Raw genomic sequence first — 19,299 nt, 5'->3', positions numbered from 1 at the left:
TAGATTATGGGCATTCTTGATGTGCAAAATGGTTCAATTGTGAATCAAGGTGAGTCTTCGTTAAACAAGAGGATTCACCAAAAGGCGCAGTTCAGCGATGACTTTAAAATTGCCTTGGACTTGCTTCCTCATATGGTTTGGATGTCTAAAGCTGGTGTTGGTTATGCTAATCTTGCCTTAAAAAATTACATTGGCGCAAAAAGCGGGAATATCAGTGAGCGTGAATGGTTTAAGTTTTTGCACCAAGACGATGCTGAACATTTTTATACGATATGGACGCAAGCTAAAAAAAATGGTCACAAATTTGAGAAAGAATGTCGGATTAGAACCAAGAACAATGAGTATTCTTGGTTTCTAGTGATTGCACAAAGTCATTCAAATCATGCACAGTTTTTTGATTGGACCATTACCTGCACCAATATTCATGAACGCGCCTTGAAATTACGTGAAACGACTGAGATGCTTCGTGCCAATACGGATATGCTCGACGTGAGTGTGGATTGTATAAAAATTATTAGCCCTACTGGGCAAGTCTCACATATGAACCGTTCGGGTTGTATGGCTTTATTGGGTCAAGAGCGCGTACGTCGTTTTGGTATGCAGTGGTTGAGTTTGTTACCTGCAGAAATCCGTGATCAGGGTAAAAAAGCCATTAGAGCTGCAGCCAAAGGAAAAAATACGCGCTTCGCAGGCAAAAGTGTTTCGGGTAATACCACGATGTACTGGGACAATATTTTGACGCCTGTGGTGGATGATGAAGGACAAACCACCAGTATTTTGTGTGTTTCCCGCGATATTACCCATCAGCGTGTAGCTGAGCAGAAACTTAAAATTTCAAGCGAATATGATGAGCTTACGGGGCTGATGAATCGTCGTGCTTTTAAGCGCACCCTGAAACAATCAATTCAAGAAGCAAAGATCAAAAAGACCAGTCTAGGCATGATGTTTATTGATCTTGATCATTTTAAAAATATCAATGATACCCTGGGACATCCTGCAGGAGATCATTTGCTACGTGTACTTTCCAAGCGTTTGTCTAAATGTCTCAATGAAAATGCCTACGTAGCACGTCTAGGGGGCGATGAATTTGCAGTGATTGTGACCGGCATGAAAAATCTCGCTGAGCTTCAGATCGCCACGCAAAAGATTCTAAAACAAAACGATGCGCCTGTAACCTTTTCTGGAAAGTTGATCAATGGTGGTATGAGTATTGGCTGTGCGGTATATCCGCAAGATGCGACAGACGTGCTCGGTTTAATGAAATGTGCAGACACCGCCCTCAATGATTTAAAAGAACGAGGTCGTGGTGGTATGCGCATGTATAACAACGACATGCTTCAACTCGCGCAAGAAAAAAGCCAACAATTAGAAACGGCGCGTTTCATTCTACGTGAAAATCGCATTGTACCCTTTTATCAGCCGAAAGTTCGACTCGATGATCGTTCGATTGTTGGCTTTGAAGCATTGCTACGTTGGCATGACGACGAAAAAGAAATTCATTTTCCAGCGACTATCGTTGATGCTTTTAATGACTATGAACTGGCGAGCAAAATCAGTGAGGTCATGCATGAGAAAATTTTTACAGATATGGCCAAGTGGTTAAAATCAGGTGTTAATGTTGTGCCGATTTCTATCAATGCCTCACCTGTAGAGTTTATGCGCGATAATTATGCTGAACTTTTGATGAAGCGCTTGGAACAGCATGCTATCTCAGCAGACTTGATTGAAATTGAAATTACTGAACATATTTTGTCAGATCGTGGCTCTGAATTCGTGATTCGAGCATTACGAAAGTTAAAAGATTTTGGTATTCGGATTTCTTTAGATGATTTTGGTACGGGATATTCTTCTATGACCCATTTACGTGACTATCCTGTCGATTGTTTGAAAATAGACTATGCTTTTGTCAAGCGTATGAATGAGGAAAAGTCGATTAATTCAATTGTGGAAGGGATTACACATCTCGGTCCTATTTTGTCTTTAGATGTAATTGCGGAAGGGATCGAAACCGTTCAACAACTCGATAGTCTGCAATTGGTCGGCTGTGTGTATGGGCAAGGGTTCTTGTTTAGTCGTGCCATTTGTGCAGATGAAGTAGAACGAATGTTGATCAATAAAAAACGTTGTTAAGGTCGACTTCCCGTTTTTTTGGAATCGTGTCTGCAATACCAAACTCAATTCTTATATATCATTTATTTAAGTGTTTTTTTTATTTTTAATTGATGAAAAAAAATCATGAATCGTATAAATATATATATTATTTAAAATACTTGTAAAATGGAGCAATAGTGCGTATTGTGAATCCATATTGATTTATTTGATTGAATACTTCAGATGAACACACAGATTTTGATTTCAAACGCATATTATTATTTTTGGCAATTTAAATTCTAGTTGCCTAGACGGGTTCGGGCAGCATATTGATTGCCCATCAAAGTTTATACCTGATCGGCAACCCCGATCAGGTTTTTTTATGCATTTTTTTTAATTTTTGGAGCAAAACATGAATACTTATAATTTCTCTTATTTTAGCGCGTCTTATTGGTTTTATTTTAGTCAAGCGATGACTCTGACCCATCACGCCATTAGACCCTTAACGCTCAAATAAAGGATCGGACTTGCACATACAGTCCAAAGGAAAAAATCATGAATGCTTTAAATCTTAGCTTAGAACATCATCAAAATAAGCAAACAAAAAAACAGAACGAAAAAACCTTAGTTTTACCTATCGAGCTCAAAACACAATTTCCTTTGAGTCAAACTGCTTCTGAACATGTAGCACAGCAGCGCCAGACCATTCAAAACATATTAGAAGGCACAGACCCTCGTTTGATGGTGATTACAGGCCCATGCTCAATTCATGATCCGATTGCAGCGCTCGAATATGCAGAAAAATTAATACAATTACAAAGCAAAGTTCAAGATCAAATTTTCTTGGTTATGCGTGCATATATTGAAAAGCCAAGAACAACTGTAGGCTGGAAAGGCCTATTATATGATCCATATTTGGATGGTTCATCCGACATGCAAGCAGGTTTAGAACGATCACGCGAGTTATATATTAAAATGATTGAAATGGGATTACCCATTGCATCAGAAATTTTAAGCCCAATGGCAACCGCATATTTTGACGATCTACTCGCGTGGGGTGCAATTGGCGCTAGAACCAGTGAGTCGCAAATTCACCGTGAAATCTCAAGTCATATGCCTTATAGCATTGGCTTTAAAAATGGCACAGATGGATCAATTCAAATCGCGATGGATGCGATTCAGTCGGCATCGCATGCGCATCAATTCTTAGGAATGGGGCAATCGGGCTTGCCGTGTGTTTTGGAGTCAACAGGTAATCCTTGCGCACATCTTATTTTACGTGGTTCAAATACAGGGAGTAATTTCGAATATACTGAGATTCAAAAGATTCAAGCGCAGTATCTAGGTAAGCTTCCTGCACTTGTGATTGATTGCAGCCATGGCAATAGCAACAAAAATCCACTGAATCAAATTTCAGTGCTTCAGCAAATTATTCAAGAACGCGTCCAATCCCAAGTGCGCGGTGTCATGTTAGAAAGCTTCTTGGTGGATGGCAATCAAAAAATTTCAGATAAGATGACCTATGGTCAATCCATTACAGATGGCTGTCTAGGTTGGGACAAAATGGAGCAACTGTTGTTAGGTGCTGCAACGGCATTGAGATCACAAATTTTTGAGCAAAGTGCTTAGGTTAAAAGTATCTAAGCAATAAAAGCTTAGTCAAAATTAAGCCCCTATTGATTGGGGCTTTTTTGATGATTTTATTTTCAGTCGCTCATTTGGTCTGATTGCCTGAATTTAAAACAGTCTTTCTATGACTGTGTATACATTATTTCTGAATTATATTAATAACTTAAAACATTGAGATTTGAGCTAAACCTCCAATTTGTGCATTATAACTTTATTCAAGATGGGACATACATAAAGCTGTCATCCATCAGATTACTTATAAAAACAGATCAAAAACAAACCAGTTAATAATGCATGGGTTGGGGCGAAAAATGTATACCGTAGAACTTTTGAATGAAGCAAAGAACTTCATGTTTCGTTTGCTTAAAAATGTCTTTGATCATGAAGGCTCAGATTTGTTTATCTCTGCAGATTTCCCACCCAGCATGAAACATCAGGGCATGATGAAGCCGCTCAGCTCACAAGCACTGTCTGCTGAAAAAACCAAACTTTTTGCCTATAGTCTGATGAATGAAAAACAACGGACTGAATTCGAATGTGATCTAGAGTGTAACTTTGCGATTAGCATTCCAGAAGTATCCCGATTTCGGGTCAATGTGTTTCAGCAGCAGTTAAATGTGGGTATGGTCATTCGAACCATTACCTCAGAAATTCCTAATTTCACTAAACTCAAATTACCGCCCTCGCTTAAAGATGTAATTATGCAAAAAACGCGGTCTAATTTTAGTGGTGGGCGGAACAGGTTCAGGAAAATTAACTTCACTCGCTGCCATGATTGACCATCGCAATGAAAATTCAGCAGGGCATATCATTACGGTTTAAGATCCTGTTGAATATGCACATAAACATAAAAAGTCGATGGTGACACACCGTGAAGTGGGGGTCGATTGTCACTCTTGGCACAATGCGCTAAAAAATACCTTGCGCCAAGCATCAGACGTGATTTTGATTGCTGAGATTCGTGCACTTACTTATGATGCTTACTATCGTATCAGTAAAAATGGTAATGAAACTTATATCTACAATGCAGATGGTTTGCGTGTTCGTGATGATGGTATTACTGACTATATTTATGATTCAGCAGGTAATCTGGTTTATGACATTAATCATCAATCAGGCTATAGCAAGGCTTATGTCTATGTTGCTGGGAAATTGGTCGCAACCTTAGAAGATTATCCAGATGCCAATAGTTAAGGCTTTGATCTGATGAATGATTTTGAAGGTGCAGAGTTTGGTATTAATAACTTATTGGATAGCTATACCGACAGTGATGATGATGGTTTACCTGATTATATCAAACACTTTATAGGTTCTGATCCAAATAATCCTGACTCAGATGGTGATGGTCATAAAGATGGTTATGAGTATAAATTATTGGGTGCGAAAGGTGTTTTAGACCCGCTGATTCAACCAAGTGAGCCTGATCCTGATGAAGATATGGCAGCATGGTTGCCTGCAATCTTAGATATGATCTTGGAAGATGACTAAGGGGATGAATCATGAGAATTATAATGAAAAGCTTAATGAAAAATAACAAGTTAAACTCTAAAAAACTTTGGTCATCTGCTGTGCAGTTTGTGGTATTGAGTTTAGTTCTACTTCTTAGTCAGCTTACGCTGGCTAAGGACAGGATTCAGTATCATATTCAAAGCTTTGATGGCTCTACCTTAAAAGTGATCAATGAACAAGGTGTGGTGAGTCAGTCGTATCAGTATGCGCCTTTTGGTCAACAGCTTCAGTATAAAAAACCAAGTAACTTAAAGAATCCCAATGCTTTTGTGGGTGGAATTCAAGATACAGGTGACTTGGTTTATTTAAAGCAACGTCACTATAACCCTGTATTGGGACGGTTTTATCAGCCTGATCCAGTAACATTTTTGAAAAATGGGGATGGTCAGTTAAATAGATATCAGTATGGATGGAATGATTCATATTCCTTTAAAGACCCTAGTGGTCAAGCAGCACAGTTAGCTTTTATTCCATTAGTATTATGGATTGCTGATAATTTTAGATCAGATGTACCTAACGCAAATAACCCTCCACCAAGTGGTATTGGTGATGCTACTGTTATGGGATATGGCTTTGGCTCTTTACTATTCTCAGCAAAACTTGCTTCGCTGTCCACAGCTGAGTTGACTTACTATCAAGCTATTCAAGGGACAGCAGCTCCATCATCATTATTATTCTTGAATGGAGCAAGAAACAATTTTTTTGAAAATGCAAAATATACAGACAAAGTCATAGCTCAAATGAGTAAGACTAATGATTTAAGACATGGTTTTCCTAAGAGTGTTGACACATTTGCAGCACAGTATGGGCAAGTCTCATTTAGAGTTGGTGGTGATGGGAGAAAATATCAGTGGTTGGAAATTCCTGGAACACTTCCTAATGGTAAAAAAGGAGTTTATGAATTTACTAAAGATGCAAATGGGAATATTAACCATAGATTTTTTAATGAGGTTCCTAAAAAATAGTTATGATAAATATTAGTTTATACAATGAATTATTGGAAAATAAAGGGATTTCATTATCTACTATTAATTATGGAAGTAGTGAAATTGCTTTGGCATATGCTGATATTGGGTTAGGTTTAGAAATATTAAAAGATAATAAAGTGATAATATTGGGAGGAGATATACTCACTCAAAATATTGATGGTGAATTAGTATATGCTTATCAAGTATGGGGAAGTGAATATATAACCCTAAATTGGTTTTTTCAAAAACATTCAAAAAGTCATGATAGTAGCTATATTGATAGTTATATTTTGGCAAAAATAAGCATTGAACAAGCCAAAAAAATAGGTGATAGGCTAAAAAATGACATATTTATTGTTTTAGTTATTTAAAAATCTAAGAAAATCCCTCTTAGTCTTACAACTTAGAGGCGTTTTCAACTAAATTCAGTGGATACAGTTATTTGATGCTTCGATCCTCATCATTTAAATCCAAAATCGTTAAATAGATTCAATAGTTTATATCCGTTACTAACAAGATTAGACTTAAGAAAATAATTCAAAAATATGAAAAATAAGGAAAATTTATGAAAAAAATTTTAATCGCTTGTTTTTTTGCTACTGTATTAAGCAATTCTGCTTTTGCAAATACACCGTTTTCTAATACTAAAGTTGGAAAATTGATCGTACATGATAGTGGTGCCTATATAATTGTTGTACTAAAAAGTCCTGTTGCAGTTGGTGAAGGATGTGCATCCTCTAGCGAAATAAAACTAAAAGTAAACCATCCATTATTCAAAATCATGTATGCAACACTTTTAGCTGCTTTGCAAGGTCAAACACTTGTTGAAGGGTGGGTCAATGGCTGTGATGGTAGAGAACCTATATTAACGCGCTTGGATATATCAAAATAAACTTCTATAAGCAGATAGTCATTTTCAATTTAGAAAAAGTTTTAATTTTATTTATCGAATGCTTTTAATTTGATAAGAGCGTTAAGGTATTAAATCTTTGGTGCTTACGCCTAAATGTTGAGCGATCACATCTAATTTTGTGACAGTGATATTTACTTCACCTCGTTCTATTCGTCCCAAATAACTTCGATTAATACCACATTGTAAAGCGAGACTTTCTTGACTTATTTTCTGAAGCTCTCATGAAGTGCGTATGAATTGTCCAATAGATACAGCCAATTCATTCATAAAAAATCAATAGCCCAAAAAATAGAACTATCAAATTTTGATATTTATAAATCCACGGCTTATAATCCTCTTCATGTGAGTTTAGGATTTTGTAATATCAAATCATTCCTTGCCTTTTTATTCAAAGTTTTTTGGTACATTCGAAAAGTACACAATTGAGGAGTGGGAAGCGAAGGATTTCATTGCCAATGTCTTAGGAAACCACCTCAACACTGGAAAAAATAAACAAAAGGTTTATCAATGTGGCTATCTAAAAAGGACAATAAACGCGAATAAAAAAAGTACATTCCTTTATTCTGAAACAAATAAAATTACTGACTATAGATGTTTCAAAGAATCAAGAAAATATAGCAAAAGCTTTAAACGAAAAAATGGATGCCGTGCAAGGTAGCATCATAAAAAAGCACATCGAGGTTAACTTTATTACTGGATTAAAAGATGAATATCCCAATATAGCGAGTCAACTTATTACCTTTGAGAAAGAGCACATCAAGAACTTGGATGATCTAACAACACAGCAAAATGTTATCAAAAACTTAATGAATCGTTTTGATATTAAAAAGGACCAATAATTAGTTTGAGTTGTTTAGGGCTTTGTTGCACAAACCTACCATTAGATGCTTATTCAGCAATATAATTTCGGAATGAATAAGCCTACACCTAAACTCTACCGTACAACGAATTGGTCTTCTTATAATCGAGCCTTAATCAATCGAGGAAATATCTCCATTTGGTTTGATCCTAACACTCAGTGGTATGCTCAGCCAAAAGCTAAACACGGTCGAAATCACACCTATTCTGATACCGCTATCCAATGCTGTTTGATGATCAAATCTCTATTTCGCCTGTCTTTACGTATGGTCACAGGCTTTGTTCAAAGTCTGATTAGACTCTGTGGATTAGATTGGACAGCACCAGATTATTCGACCATATGCAGAAGACAAAAGCATATTGATATCGCAATTAGCTATCAGAAAAGTAGTGATGGACTACATCTACTCGTCGATTCTACTGGTCTGAAATTTTTAGGTGAGGGTGAATGGAAACGTAAGAAACATCAGCCTGAATACCGTCGTCAATGGCGCAAACTGCATATTGGTATAGACGCTAAAACCCTACAAATACGGGCTGTACAACTCACTACAAATGATGTCAGTGATTCACAAGTATTAGAAGATTTACTTGCTCAAATTCCCTTGGATGAGCAAATTGATTCTGTCTGTACAGATGGTGCTTATGATACAAAGCACTGCCGACAAGTCATTTTAGATCGAGATGCACATGCGGTAATACCACCAAGGAAAAATGCAAAGCCTTGGAAAGATCAGCAAGCGATGTCTATAGAGCGGAATGAGTTATTGAAAACAATCAATCTTGCGAAGCAGTGCTTCTCAGGAAGATCCCTTTGGAAAAAGTGGTCTGGTTATCATCGTCGAAGTTTGGTGGAAACCAAGATGCATTGCATCAAATTATTAGGCGATAAATTAACGGCAAGGAGTTTCCCTAGTCAGGTGAATGAGATTCATGCACGCGTAGCAGTCTTAAATAAATTCACAGAGCTAGGTCGCCCTCATACCCATGTTGCCACTTAAATTTGGCTCAATTAGGGTAGCTCTGCCTTTCAAACCTTTGTGCAACAAAACCGTTGTTTAGCAGTTCTAAATTCTGATAATGGATTTAGAACGATTTTGTATTGTTGTCTATACATCAGAAGTAAACATTGTGAGAATATTAGATTGAATTAAAGGTGAAGATTAGTGTTCACTAATAAATGCCACTGAGTGTCCATTTGAATAAGAATATGCAATACGAAGGAATAGAATGGAAAAAATCAGCCCGAAGACTGATTTTTATCATGCTATAAAAAATTATAAACCTGCTGTGTATGCATCACTTGTTAAAAGTTGTTCTACGTCTGCCATATTATTTGGCTTAATTTTATAGATCCAACCTTTGCCATAAGGGTCGTCATTGACAAAATCAGGGTCGTCTTCCAAGTCTGGGTTAATTTCAACCACTTCACCTGAAATTGGTGCATGTATATCAGATGCAGTCTTCACCGACTCAACCACACCCGCTTGTTCACCTGCAGTCAGCTGTCGTCCAAGTTCTGGTGCTTCCACATAAACCAAGTCGCCTAAAGCATCTTGTGCATGATCTGAAATTCCAGTCACCACAAGATCACCTTCAATTTTTACCCATTCATGTGTATTGGCATACTTCAGCTCTGAAGGATGATTCATAATGACTCCTTGTTATTTAACAAATGACTTAACAAACTTTTTCAGTGTTATACATGTTTTTTTTTAAAAGCGAAAGTTCTTAACATCTTACAAATAAGGATCTTTGCGCCAACTACTCGGGCTACGTCCACTCCAGCGCTTAAATGCACGACTAAAATTGGCTACATCTGAATAGCCGAGTTCGTCTGCAATTTGCTCAAGTGTATAGTCGGTACGAGAAAGCAGCGACGTCGCGTGACGATAACGAACCTCATCCACTAAGGTTGAAAAAGAGGTGCCTTCGGCTGCCAGTTGACGTTTGAGTGTTCGATCTGACATGTGAAGCCGATCTGCCACATGTTCAATGTTTAGATAATGCTGCTCAGAATGAGTTAAAATATCGCGTACACGCATTGAGATACGGCGACGTTCACCTAATTCAGACAGCTCTGACTCACACTGATTGATCGCAATTTGACTGGCGATTGGGTCTGCATTGACCATTTTTAGAGCCAAATATTTTTTGTCAAAACTTGCCAAATAGTGGGGTTGATCAAAATGAATTGCATGTTGTGGATGTAAACGACTCAAATATTTATCAAAACCTTCAGGCTTTGGAAAGTCAAAATTGATATCACCATGTAAGTCATTTACGCCGGTGAGCGCACGTGCCATGGTCATGACCCCAAACGTCAAGGCCATTACAATTTCAGTTCTTAAGGGTTCAATGTCGATATCACACTGCAGTTGTAAAGACACCTGTTCAGTGAACGTCGAAAAATGAAATTGCAGAAAGGGCATTCGCAGCTGAATAAAACGATTGGCTAAAATCAGAGCGTCCACAATTTCATTGGAAGTCATGATCGCATACCCAATAAATCCATGGATTGAGATGCGCATTTGATTGCCCAAATGATAGCCCAAGGAGTGTTCACCTGTCATTTTGCGCGCAAGAATAATCATTTCATTGGCGGTATGAAGCGGAATACGACATTCAGGGTCTGCAAGTTGTTCGTTACTATAACCGAAGGGCGCAAACAGCGACTCTGCGCTATAGCCCCAACGAGAAACGACATCTAAAAGTAAGAGTCCATATACACCTGGAATTCCAAGATCTGGGCGACCAGAGACTGTTTTCATGTGCGATCCAATGCTATGCGTCATTATTGTAATTTTTCAAATTGATAGTGACATAAAAATGCGTTTAAAACCGTAAAATTGTCGGACAAAGCCTAGGCCTCATCCGAAGCGGATTAAGACATAGTTAGGCGTCAGGTTTTTTTAAACACCACAATTTTAGTGGTTGAAATAAGTAAAACATCACCATGCTGATTTTTGGCTTGGGTCACATAGCTCACAATACCACGATCCATTTTGGTTTTAGACGGATTAACTGCCACAATTTCAACTTCAACATGAATCCGATCACCAGCGCGTGCAGGACGTGGCCAGCGCAAGCTAGATTCTGAGCCAATTAGCCCATGTGCGGTCGGAAAGCATTCTGTCCATAGGCGCATGGTGACTGCTGAGGTATGCCAACCACTGGCAGCAATGCCTTGAAAAATAGGGTGATCTTTCGCTGCTTCTTCGTCGGTATGAAAGACTTGGGGGTCATATTTATGAGCGAACTCTTTAATCTCTGCTAAAGTCATTTCATATTCACGACTTTTAAACTGATCACCAATTTTTAAATCTTCAAGATAAAGCATTTTAATTGTCTTCCTTCTCTAACGCGGGATGTGCCAGTTTTTGTTCGACTAAAAATCCACCCGTTTGTCGTTGCCACAACTGCGCATAAATGCCATTTTGCGCAATCAGTTCATCATGCGTACCTTGTTCTGCAATATCCCCTTGATCTAGTACAATTAAACGATCCATTTGTGCAATTGTAGATAAACGGTGCGCAATTGCAATCACTGTTTTACCTTGCATTAAATCATCCAAACTGGATTGGATTGCAGCTTCAACTTCTGAGTCTAAGGCACTGGTAGCCTCGTCTAAGACCAAAATCGGCGCATCTTTTAAGAAAACACGAGCAATGGCAATACGCTGACGCTGCCCCCCGGAGAGTTTTACACCACGTTCACCCACATAGGCGTTATAACCAGTTTGACCCCGTAAATCAGTCAACTGTGGAATAAACTCTTCCGCTTTGGCTTTACGTACTGCTTCGTACATATCTTCATCGGACGCATCTGGACGACCATATTTAATATTTTCAGCGACAGTTCGATGGAGTAGTGAAGTGTCTTGTGTCACCAGTGCGATATTTTTTCGCAAACTGTCTTGGGTCACATCTTGAATATCTTGCCCATCAATCAGGATTTGCCCCTGATTTAATCTATAGAAGTTAAGCAACAGTTGAATTAAGGTTGACTTACCTGCACCTGAACGCCCTACAATCCCAATTTTTTCACCTGGGCGAATAGTCAGGTTTAATTGATCAATCACATTTTTATCATTGTAGGCAAAACTTAAATCTCTAAATTGAATTTCACCCTGCGTTAGCGCCAGTGGTTGTGCATCAGGCTTATCTTCAATATGCAGCGGTTTACCCAGCGTCATCATACCGTCTTGAATGGTGCCGATATTTTCAAATAAAGCCGAAGTTTGCCACATCATAAATGCAGCCATGCTGTTGAGTTTCAAAATCATAGCGGTGGTTGCTGCAATCACACCAATATTGGCGTCACCTTGTAGCCACAGCCAAACCGCTGTTCCTAACACGCCAAAGAATAAAATCGCTGTAAGCAGGTTAATGCTGATTTCATAGAGTGTACCCAAGCGCATTTGCTTAAATACAGTGCGCATAAACTCTTGCATCGACTCTTTGGCATATTGGCTTTCACGACCTGCATGCGCAAATAGTTTTACAGTTTGAATGTTGGTATAAGCATCCGTCACCCGTCCAGTCATGACCGCACGTGCATCTGCTTGTTCTTTGGATATACGGCCTAATCTTGGAATAAAAAAACATGCAGCGCCCACAAACAAGATCAACCAAAGCAGAAGCGGAAGCAATAAAATGGTAGAAATATTCCCTAATACAATACTAATCGTAATGAAGTACACGATGACATAGGTGACCATATCGCCCAAAATGACCCAGAACTCACGTACGGCAAGAGAGGTTTGCATTACCTTAGCAGAAAGTCGTCCTGCAAAATCATTATGAAAGAAGTCTAAACCTTGTCTGAGCAGTAAATTATGAAATCTCCAGCGCAGACGCATGGGAAAGCTACTAAACAAAATTTGATGACGAATGATCGACTGCATACTGGCAAAGAAAATATTGCCCATTAAAATCAAGGTGAGAACGATCAATTGCTGGCGATGATTGTCCAAAACGGTTTCAGGTGTAGATTGACTCAGCCAGTCGACCAAATGTCCAATTTGTGAAAAGAACACGGCTTCAAAACTGGCTGTTGCTGCAGTAAACAACACCAAAATAAGTAAATAACGCTTAATGCCTGAAGCTGCTTGCCACACAAATGGAAAGAATTTTCGCGGCAATGGTTCATTCAATCCTTGGGTAGGATAGGGGTCGACTAACTTTTCAAACCATTGCAACATAATAAAACTCTAAGCGCCTATAAAGAATTGAGTGTACTGCTTCTTAATGCATCTTAAAATCATTCCCAGAAGGAATTTGGAATATTTTTAAACCAAATTCCGGCAAAATCGCCAGTAAATGATCAAAAATATCCGACTGAATCGCCTCGTATTCTGTCCATGCCGTGGTGTTGGTAAAGGCATAAATTTCTAAAGGCAGGCCTTCACTGGTCGGCTGTAACTGACGAATAATTAAGGATTGATGGGTTGCAATGCCAGCGTGATTTTTAAGATAAAATTCGACATAGGCTCTAAACGTACCTAAGTTGGTCAAACGTCTCTGATTGTTTTCGGCATCGTTCGCATATTTTTGATTAAACGCTTTTAATTCATTTTGTTTTTCACTCAAGTACTGATCAATCAATAAAAACTCTTTGAGTTTGCGCAGCTCTAAAGCAGAAATAAAATGAATACTGTTCTGATCAATAATAATTGAACGTTTAATGCGGCGAACACCCTGTTCCTGCATGCCACGCCAGTTTTTAAAAGTGTCTGTCACCAAACGATTGGTGGGAATAGTGGTAAAGGTTTTATCAAAGTTTTGGACTGTCACCGTATGTAATGACATATCAATGACATCACCATCGGCATTCAAAGTTGGCATTTCGATCCAATCACCAATACGCACCATGTCATATGAAGAAATCTGAACCGAAGCCACCAGAGACAAGATGGTGTTTTGGAACACGAGCATCAGTACCGCTGCCATTGCACCAAAACCTGCAAGTAAGGTAAACACATCTTTTTTAAGGAATGTTCCTAAAATCATTAAACCGCAAACCACGAAAATGATGAGTTTGACCAGCTGTAGATAGCCTTTAATCGGTTTATTATAAGATTTTGGATTACGTTGATAAATGACATTAAATACAGTTAAGAACTGACTAATCGCTAAAGCAAGGGTAAAGAAAATAAACGCTTGTGAGAGCATTTGTACCAGTGTAATCATTTTGACAGACAAATGCGGAACACTGGGAATTCCGTTCATAATCACGATTGCAGGAATAATATTAGAGATACGTCGAATCACACTATGTTCAGCGATGACATCGCTATTGCTAAATTTTAAACGCGTAATGAGGTTTCGTATCCCACGAACCACCACTTGTTTTGCAATCAAATTGGCAATAAAAGCAACCAAAATCAGAATGCCTAAAGAGCTAAGCATTTCTAGCCACGGGAATTGATCTGCCCAATCACGTATTTGTTGTATGAACTGAGTGTTCAGCAAAAGAGTTGACCTATAAGATGATAAAGCTCAGTATTTTATAAGTTTTTTGTGTAAAGAGGCTCAGAATTAACTTTTTCACAACAGGAATATAACGCTTTATCCGCCAAAACCATTGGGTCAGTCACTTTTAACCCTTAAAAGATCAGACATAAAAAAGCCAATCCAGAGATTGGCTTAAATCATCAGAATTCAACTCACCACATCAGATCATCAGGAATGACATACGCTGCGTAGGGATCTTCCTCATCGGTCACGGCTTGAGTATTTTCCGAATTATTGACAATAATAAAGCCTGTCAATTTTTCATTAATACGATCTGCCAAAGCTTTCGGCAAAATTGCATAACTGCTTTGATCTTTAGCAATGACTAGACTACCTGACACCAATGCATTATAAATTTGCTGATTGATATAGATTTTTTTGATTTTACTGTCATCAATAAACTGGTAGGTCATCTCACCATCAGTATCTTTGATTTTATGCTGACCAATCATTTGCACAACAGCGGCATGTAATGCTTTTTCATCCAGTAGACGCTTTTTTTCAAGATCCAAAGATTGATCTTTAGCAATTTTTTGCTGTAAGTCTTTTTCAATCTTGGCTTTGATTTCAGCATCGCTACTTTGACCTGTGCGCTGCTCATGAACCGCTTGTTTAGACAGTTTCTTTGCTTTCTTATTATCCACTAAGCCTGCTTTGAGCAATTGCGCCTGTAATGCATTTTTAACCATTTGAAATACCAACTATGACATTTGAAGTCGTGAATAACGGAAATAAATAAACCAATATGCCAGTGTAAGCGCTAAGCTTAAACTTGCGGGCATTAAGAATGCGTGTAATTGTAAATAAGGATGGGCAAAAGCAGCAATAAGGCTTCCCAAAATAAAGCCAAATAATATCAATAAATGCAAAATGATTTTCTTTGGTTCATTCTTTAAACCACGAAATGCATAGCCCAAAGCCAAGCCTAAGTCCGTCAACACACCAGACAAATGCGTGGTTCGAATAATTGCACCTTGATAATGACTGACCATGGCATTTTGAACACCCATTGCAGCACAAGCCCAAAGCAGTGCATAGTGGGGATAGCCAGCGATAAACACCCAACACAGCACAATAAAAAGAGTGACTAAACTTAAGGGAATACCATAGCGTCTACCCAGTTTAAAAGCGCTATTTCCTAAAATATAACCACTCAAGCTCGAACCGAGTACATAGCTGATTAGAATTAAAATGAGGAAGGAGACACTTGCAAAATCATGTTCAAAGACGCTAACCGCAATCAGACTGGCATTTCCAGTCATATGCGATACAGATTGATGCAATAAAGAAATGAGTCCTAAAACATTGATCATGCCCGCATTTACAGCGAGCATGAAAGCCCCAAACTGAATCCATTTGGGTAGAATTTGAAATGGCATATCTTTTTACTAACGTTAAAAGTATATGCCTTTCAATATATTATTTTGAAGGAGCGCGATCAACAGCAGCGGTGAATAAAACATCTGTAGATGAGTTTAATGCGGTTTCAGTTGAGTCTTGTAGCACACTGATGACCATACCAATGGCAACCACTTGCATCGCTACATCGGTTGAAATATTAAATAGACCACATGCAACAGGAATCAGTAACAAAGACCCACCAGCAACACCTGACGCACCACATGCAGACACCGTTGCCACTACAGACAAAATCAACATGGTGGTAAAATCAACAGTCATACCTAAAGTATTGACTGTTGCAAGGGTAAGGACCGTAATCGTGACCGAAGCACCTGCCATGTTAATTGCAGCGCCCAAAGGAATCGCAACACTCGCAGTTGATTCAGGCACACCCAAACGTTTAGCCAAATCCAAGTTCACTGGAATATTTGCCGCTGAGCTACGAGTAAAGAAAGCGGTAATACCACTTTCACGTAAACATTGGAGGACCAATGGGTACGGGTTGGCACGCGTGACGAATGCCACCATAATCGGGTTAATGACCAATGCCACAAAAAACATCGTACCTAACAATACCGCAAGTAAATGCGCATAACTGCTTAATGTTTTTAAACCTGCATTTGCAAAGGTTACCGCGACCAAACCAAAAATACCAATCGGTGCAAAATTAATCACCAAACGAATCACTTTATTCACCGCATTGGCAGCATCGGTAAGGAATGCTTTACTGGTATCAGTTGCATGACGAAATGCAATACCGAGCACTACAGCCCAAGCTAGAATACCAATAAAGTTTGCTTCACTTAATGCCACAATCGGGTTTGCAACGAAACTCAAAAGTAAATTCTTTAAAATTTCTACTAAACTACCCGGTGGTTGCAAATTGGCTTGTGAGCTCGCATCCAGTAATAGGGTACTTGGAAAAACAATACTGACAAATACAGCAGCCAGTGCTGATAAGAACATGCCAATCGCATACATGTACATGATGGGTCTGATCTTTGCGCTATGCCCACCGCCCACACTGAAGTTTGCAATAGAGGATAAGACCAGTACAAAAACAAGAATAGGCGCAACAGATTTCAACGCCTTAATGAATAAGTCACCCAGCAGACTTAAATAAGGTGCAACTTGCGGAAAAAAGACAGCAACCGCTACACCTAAAATGATGGCAATAATAATTCTGGTAACTAAACTCATACGTGCTAGAGCAGCGAACATAACTGAACCTAAAATGCCTAGACTGGCTTAAATCGAATAAATTGGGGAGTATTCTATACTTAAATAGAATCGCGAAAATAAAACTATTTCACAATAAAAATTAAGTATTTAAAAAAAAACAATTTTTTCATTAAATTTACTTAAAAAAATCGTGTAAACCGTTCATATATAGCAAAAAATTAATGAAAAGTGACCGCATCTAGTTCTTTAACCGCTTGGTAATGGGTCAAGTATACCTGTCCACTGAGTTTTCGAACCAAATCAGATTGCTGTAAACGATCCATCACAGGACCTTTGACTTCAGTTAAATGCAATTGAATGCCGAGTTTGATCAATTCACTGTTGATTTCATCTAAGGTTTCAAGCGCGGACAAGTCAATATTACTGATACTCGAGCAATTGATAATCACATGACGAAGCTCGGCATGCTGGCTGACCTCTGTAATAACAAATTCCTTTAAAGTATAGGCATTTAAAAACGTTAGGTTTTCATCAATTCGAATGGAGACTAGGGCAGTGCTGGTCAAAACATCATGTCTGGATATATTCCTAAAGTGTTGTGTATTTTCCACCAAACCAATCACCGCCATGTGCGGACGGCTAATGCGCCACAGTAGTAGCACAAAGGTAGACACAATACCTATCATTAACCCTGTTGAAATATCAATACAGAGCACACCGAAGAAGGTCACCCACATGGCTATACCATCTGCTTTGGAATAACGCCAAGCTTCAAAGAAAGGTTTAAAGCTGACCAACTTCCAAATAGAAACAATAATGGTCGCTGCTAAAATTGCTAACGGCAAATCTTTGAATAGACCCGTAAAATAAAGACTGACCACAATAATAAATAAGGAGGAAATCACGCCTGCCATGGGGGTTTTGGCACCAGCATCTGCATTTACTACAGTTCTAGACAAACTGCCTGTCACAGGAAAAGCAGAACTCATACCTGCACTTAAATTCGCTAAACCCAAAGCCATCAGCTCTTGATTACTGCTCAGTTCAGTTCGCTGTTGAAAAGCTGTGGCTTGCGCTATAGAGATCGATTCAACAAAACTCACCATGGTAATCATGGTTGCACCCGGTAATAAAGTCTTAACCAAATCCCAGGTCCAAAAAGGCATTTGAATGGGCGGAAAGCCACTTGGAATTTGACCCACAGTTTTAATGCCAAGATTATCCAGATTTGCAAAATAGACCAGTGTAATCGACAGCAACACCAACATTAAAGGTAATGCTTTATGAAAGAGTTGATTTGAACCATTTAAAAACTTAATTTTTGATTGTTTTAATATTTTAGGTGCATAAACCAAAAAACCAATCGCACACAAGCCCAAAACCAAGCTCCACCCATGACTGAATCTCAGGTATTGCCATACGCTTTGTACAAATTCAATTAAATTACTGGTTTGAAGCGGAATATCAAGCAAAAACTTCACCTGACCTAAAGCAATCAGCAAGGCAGAAGCGATAATAAAACTTTTGATCACTGGATGACTAACCAGCCGAATCAGAAAGCCAAAACGACAAAGACCGAGTAAAAAAGAAATAAGACCGACCAAGACTGCCAATAAACACGCCGCTTGAATATAAACGGGTGATCCGACCTCATATAAAGGTTCTAAAGTGGCAAAAGTCATCATGGAAATGAGTGCCACAGGACCAATGGAGAGCGTTGGACTTCCACCAAACCATGCATAAATAATCATGGGTAAAATACTGGCATATAATCCCATCATGGGAGGTAAGCCTGCAATCATTGCATAAGCCATGCCTTGTGGCACAAGCATCGCGACAACGATGGCTGCGGCTAAAAGATCTTCTTTAAATGCAGGCTGACCATAGTTTTTCAGCCATTTCCAAGCTGGGAAACAGGCGTGAAATACAGGATTTGGGGATGACATATGAGCGTATAAATCTTAATTTGAGATATATTATGCTAAAAAAGTGCTATTAAAGCATCTGTTGAATTAAGACCTATAAGAATATGAATGCATATAGTGAGATATATAGGCGTTAATTAACCCGAATCGCGCATAAGAAATTGACTTGAAAATAGCAGGACTGGAGCTATGAGTTAAGTGACTACACTAAACTTAAAGCTTTAGTCCTTATGTTTAATAGCATCCAATAATTCTGCGTAACTGATGATTTCTTCTTAAAATCTAAAGCGACCATAGGGCAATAAGT

At 38.6% G+C, this 19,299-nt stretch carries 16 protein-coding genes and 3 pseudogenes; 9 read left to right on the top strand and 10 right to left on the bottom strand.

The window, feature by feature from the left end:
- The first annotated feature begins 6 nt into the window (after nt 1–6).
- The 7 genes and pseudogenes from AMD27_RS08095 (at nt 7) to AMD27_RS08065 (ending at nt 7,089) form a co-directional block, all read left to right on the top strand.
- Nucleotides 7–2,130 (top strand): bifunctional diguanylate cyclase/phosphodiesterase, encoded by a 2,124-nt coding sequence (locus AMD27_RS08095; RefSeq protein ID WP_067658762.1) that lies wholly within the window; start codon nt 7–9, stop codon nt 2,128–2,130.
- A gap of 516 nt (nt 2,131–2,646) precedes the next feature.
- The gene (locus AMD27_RS08090) at nt 2,647–3,720 is read left to right on the top strand and encodes a 3-deoxy-7-phosphoheptulonate synthase (protein ID WP_067658759.1); all 1,074 of its coding nucleotides are present in this window, start codon (nt 2,647–2,649) and stop codon (nt 3,718–3,720) included.
- Nucleotides 3,721–4,031: 311 nt separating this feature from the next.
- Nucleotides 4,032–4,683: pseudogene (locus AMD27_RS08085) on the top strand (ATPase, T2SS/T4P/T4SS family); the annotation flags it as partial.
- Nucleotides 4,678–5,208: pseudogene (locus AMD27_RS18715) on the top strand (hypothetical protein); the annotation flags it as partial. The pseudogenes AMD27_RS08085 and AMD27_RS18715, both read left to right, overlap by 6 nt.
- A 35-nt stretch (nt 5,209–5,243) precedes the next feature.
- Nucleotides 5,244–6,194 carry an RHS repeat domain-containing protein gene (locus AMD27_RS19135; RefSeq protein WP_228140746.1) on the top strand — a complete coding sequence of 317 codons (951 nt, stop codon included), beginning with the start codon at nt 5,244–5,246 and terminating at the stop codon, nt 6,192–6,194.
- Nucleotides 6,195–6,196: 2 nt separating this feature from the next.
- Complete coding sequence (locus tag AMD27_RS08070; RefSeq protein ID WP_067658756.1) at nt 6,197–6,568, top strand: hypothetical protein; 372 nt, start codon at nt 6,197–6,199, stop codon at nt 6,566–6,568.
- Nucleotides 6,569–6,762: 194 nt separating this feature from the next.
- Nucleotides 6,763–7,089 (top strand): hypothetical protein, encoded by a 327-nt coding sequence (locus tag AMD27_RS08065; protein WP_067658747.1) that lies wholly within the window; start codon nt 6,763–6,765, stop codon nt 7,087–7,089.
- Between the two features lie 81 nt (nt 7,090–7,170).
- Here the strand turns inward: AMD27_RS08065 and AMD27_RS18115 are convergent.
- Nucleotides 7,171–7,377: pseudogene (locus tag AMD27_RS18115) on the bottom strand (helix-turn-helix domain-containing protein).
- A gap of 371 nt (nt 7,378–7,748) precedes the next feature.
- Here AMD27_RS18115 and AMD27_RS08060 point away from each other — a divergent pair.
- The gene (locus AMD27_RS08060; protein ID WP_067658744.1) at nt 7,749–7,949 is read left to right on the top strand and encodes a hypothetical protein; all 201 of its coding nucleotides are present in this window, start codon (nt 7,749–7,751) and stop codon (nt 7,947–7,949) included.
- A 72-nt stretch (nt 7,950–8,021) separates the two neighbouring features.
- Nucleotides 8,022–8,969, top strand: coding sequence for an IS5 family transposase (locus AMD27_RS08055; protein WP_081406010.1), 948 nt, complete (start codon nt 8,022–8,024; stop codon nt 8,967–8,969).
- Between the two features lie 276 nt (nt 8,970–9,245).
- Here the strand turns inward: AMD27_RS08055 and gcvH are convergent, their stop codons facing one another.
- From gcvH to AMD27_RS08010, 9 genes are all read right to left on the bottom strand, one after another.
- Nucleotides 9,246–9,620, bottom strand: coding sequence for a glycine cleavage system protein GcvH (gene gcvH, locus AMD27_RS08050; RefSeq protein ID WP_067658741.1), 375 nt, complete (start codon nt 9,618–9,620; stop codon nt 9,246–9,248).
- 87 nt (nt 9,621–9,707) lie between these two features.
- Nucleotides 9,708–10,739, bottom strand: coding sequence for a helix-turn-helix transcriptional regulator (locus tag AMD27_RS08045; protein WP_067658738.1), 1,032 nt, complete (start codon nt 10,737–10,739; stop codon nt 9,708–9,710).
- Nucleotides 10,740–10,870: 131 nt separating this feature from the next.
- Nucleotides 10,871–11,308 (bottom strand): MaoC family dehydratase, encoded by a 438-nt coding sequence (locus AMD27_RS08040; protein WP_067658735.1) that lies wholly within the window; start codon nt 11,306–11,308, stop codon nt 10,871–10,873.
- A 1-nt stretch (nt 11,309) separates the two neighbouring features.
- Nucleotides 11,310–13,172 carry an ABC transporter ATP-binding protein gene (locus tag AMD27_RS08035; RefSeq protein WP_067658732.1) on the bottom strand — a complete coding sequence of 621 codons (1,863 nt, stop codon included), beginning with the start codon at nt 13,170–13,172 and terminating at the stop codon, nt 11,310–11,312.
- Nucleotides 13,173–13,215: 43 nt separating this feature from the next.
- Nucleotides 13,216–14,442: a mechanosensitive ion channel family protein gene (locus AMD27_RS08030; protein ID WP_067658729.1), complete on the bottom strand. Its 1,227-nt coding sequence runs from the start codon at nt 14,440–14,442 to the stop codon at nt 13,216–13,218.
- Between the two features lie 194 nt (nt 14,443–14,636).
- Nucleotides 14,637–15,173, bottom strand: coding sequence for a DUF2058 domain-containing protein (locus tag AMD27_RS08025; protein ID WP_067658726.1), 537 nt, complete (start codon nt 15,171–15,173; stop codon nt 14,637–14,639).
- Between the two features lie 12 nt (nt 15,174–15,185).
- Entirely contained in the window at nt 15,186–15,863 is a 678-nt protein-coding gene (locus AMD27_RS08020; RefSeq protein ID WP_067658723.1) for a YoaK family protein, read from the bottom strand.
- A 40-nt stretch (nt 15,864–15,903) separates the two neighbouring features.
- Nucleotides 15,904–17,106 carry a serine/threonine transporter SstT gene (gene sstT / locus AMD27_RS08015; RefSeq protein WP_067658720.1) on the bottom strand — a complete coding sequence of 401 codons (1,203 nt, stop codon included), beginning with the start codon at nt 17,104–17,106 and terminating at the stop codon, nt 15,904–15,906.
- 179 nt (nt 17,107–17,285) lie between these two features.
- Nucleotides 17,286–19,013: a SulP family inorganic anion transporter gene (locus AMD27_RS08010; protein WP_067658716.1), complete on the bottom strand. Its 1,728-nt coding sequence runs from the start codon at nt 19,011–19,013 to the stop codon at nt 17,286–17,288.
- Nucleotides 19,014–19,299: the final 286 nt, after the last annotated feature.

Source organism: Acinetobacter sp. TGL-Y2, from assembly GCF_001612555.1.
In the GTDB taxonomy this organism is placed as follows: Bacteria; Pseudomonadota; Gammaproteobacteria; order Pseudomonadales; family Moraxellaceae; genus Acinetobacter.
Note: the sequence above shows the minus strand (reverse complement) of the source record. Positions and strands in the feature narration are given on the sequence as shown.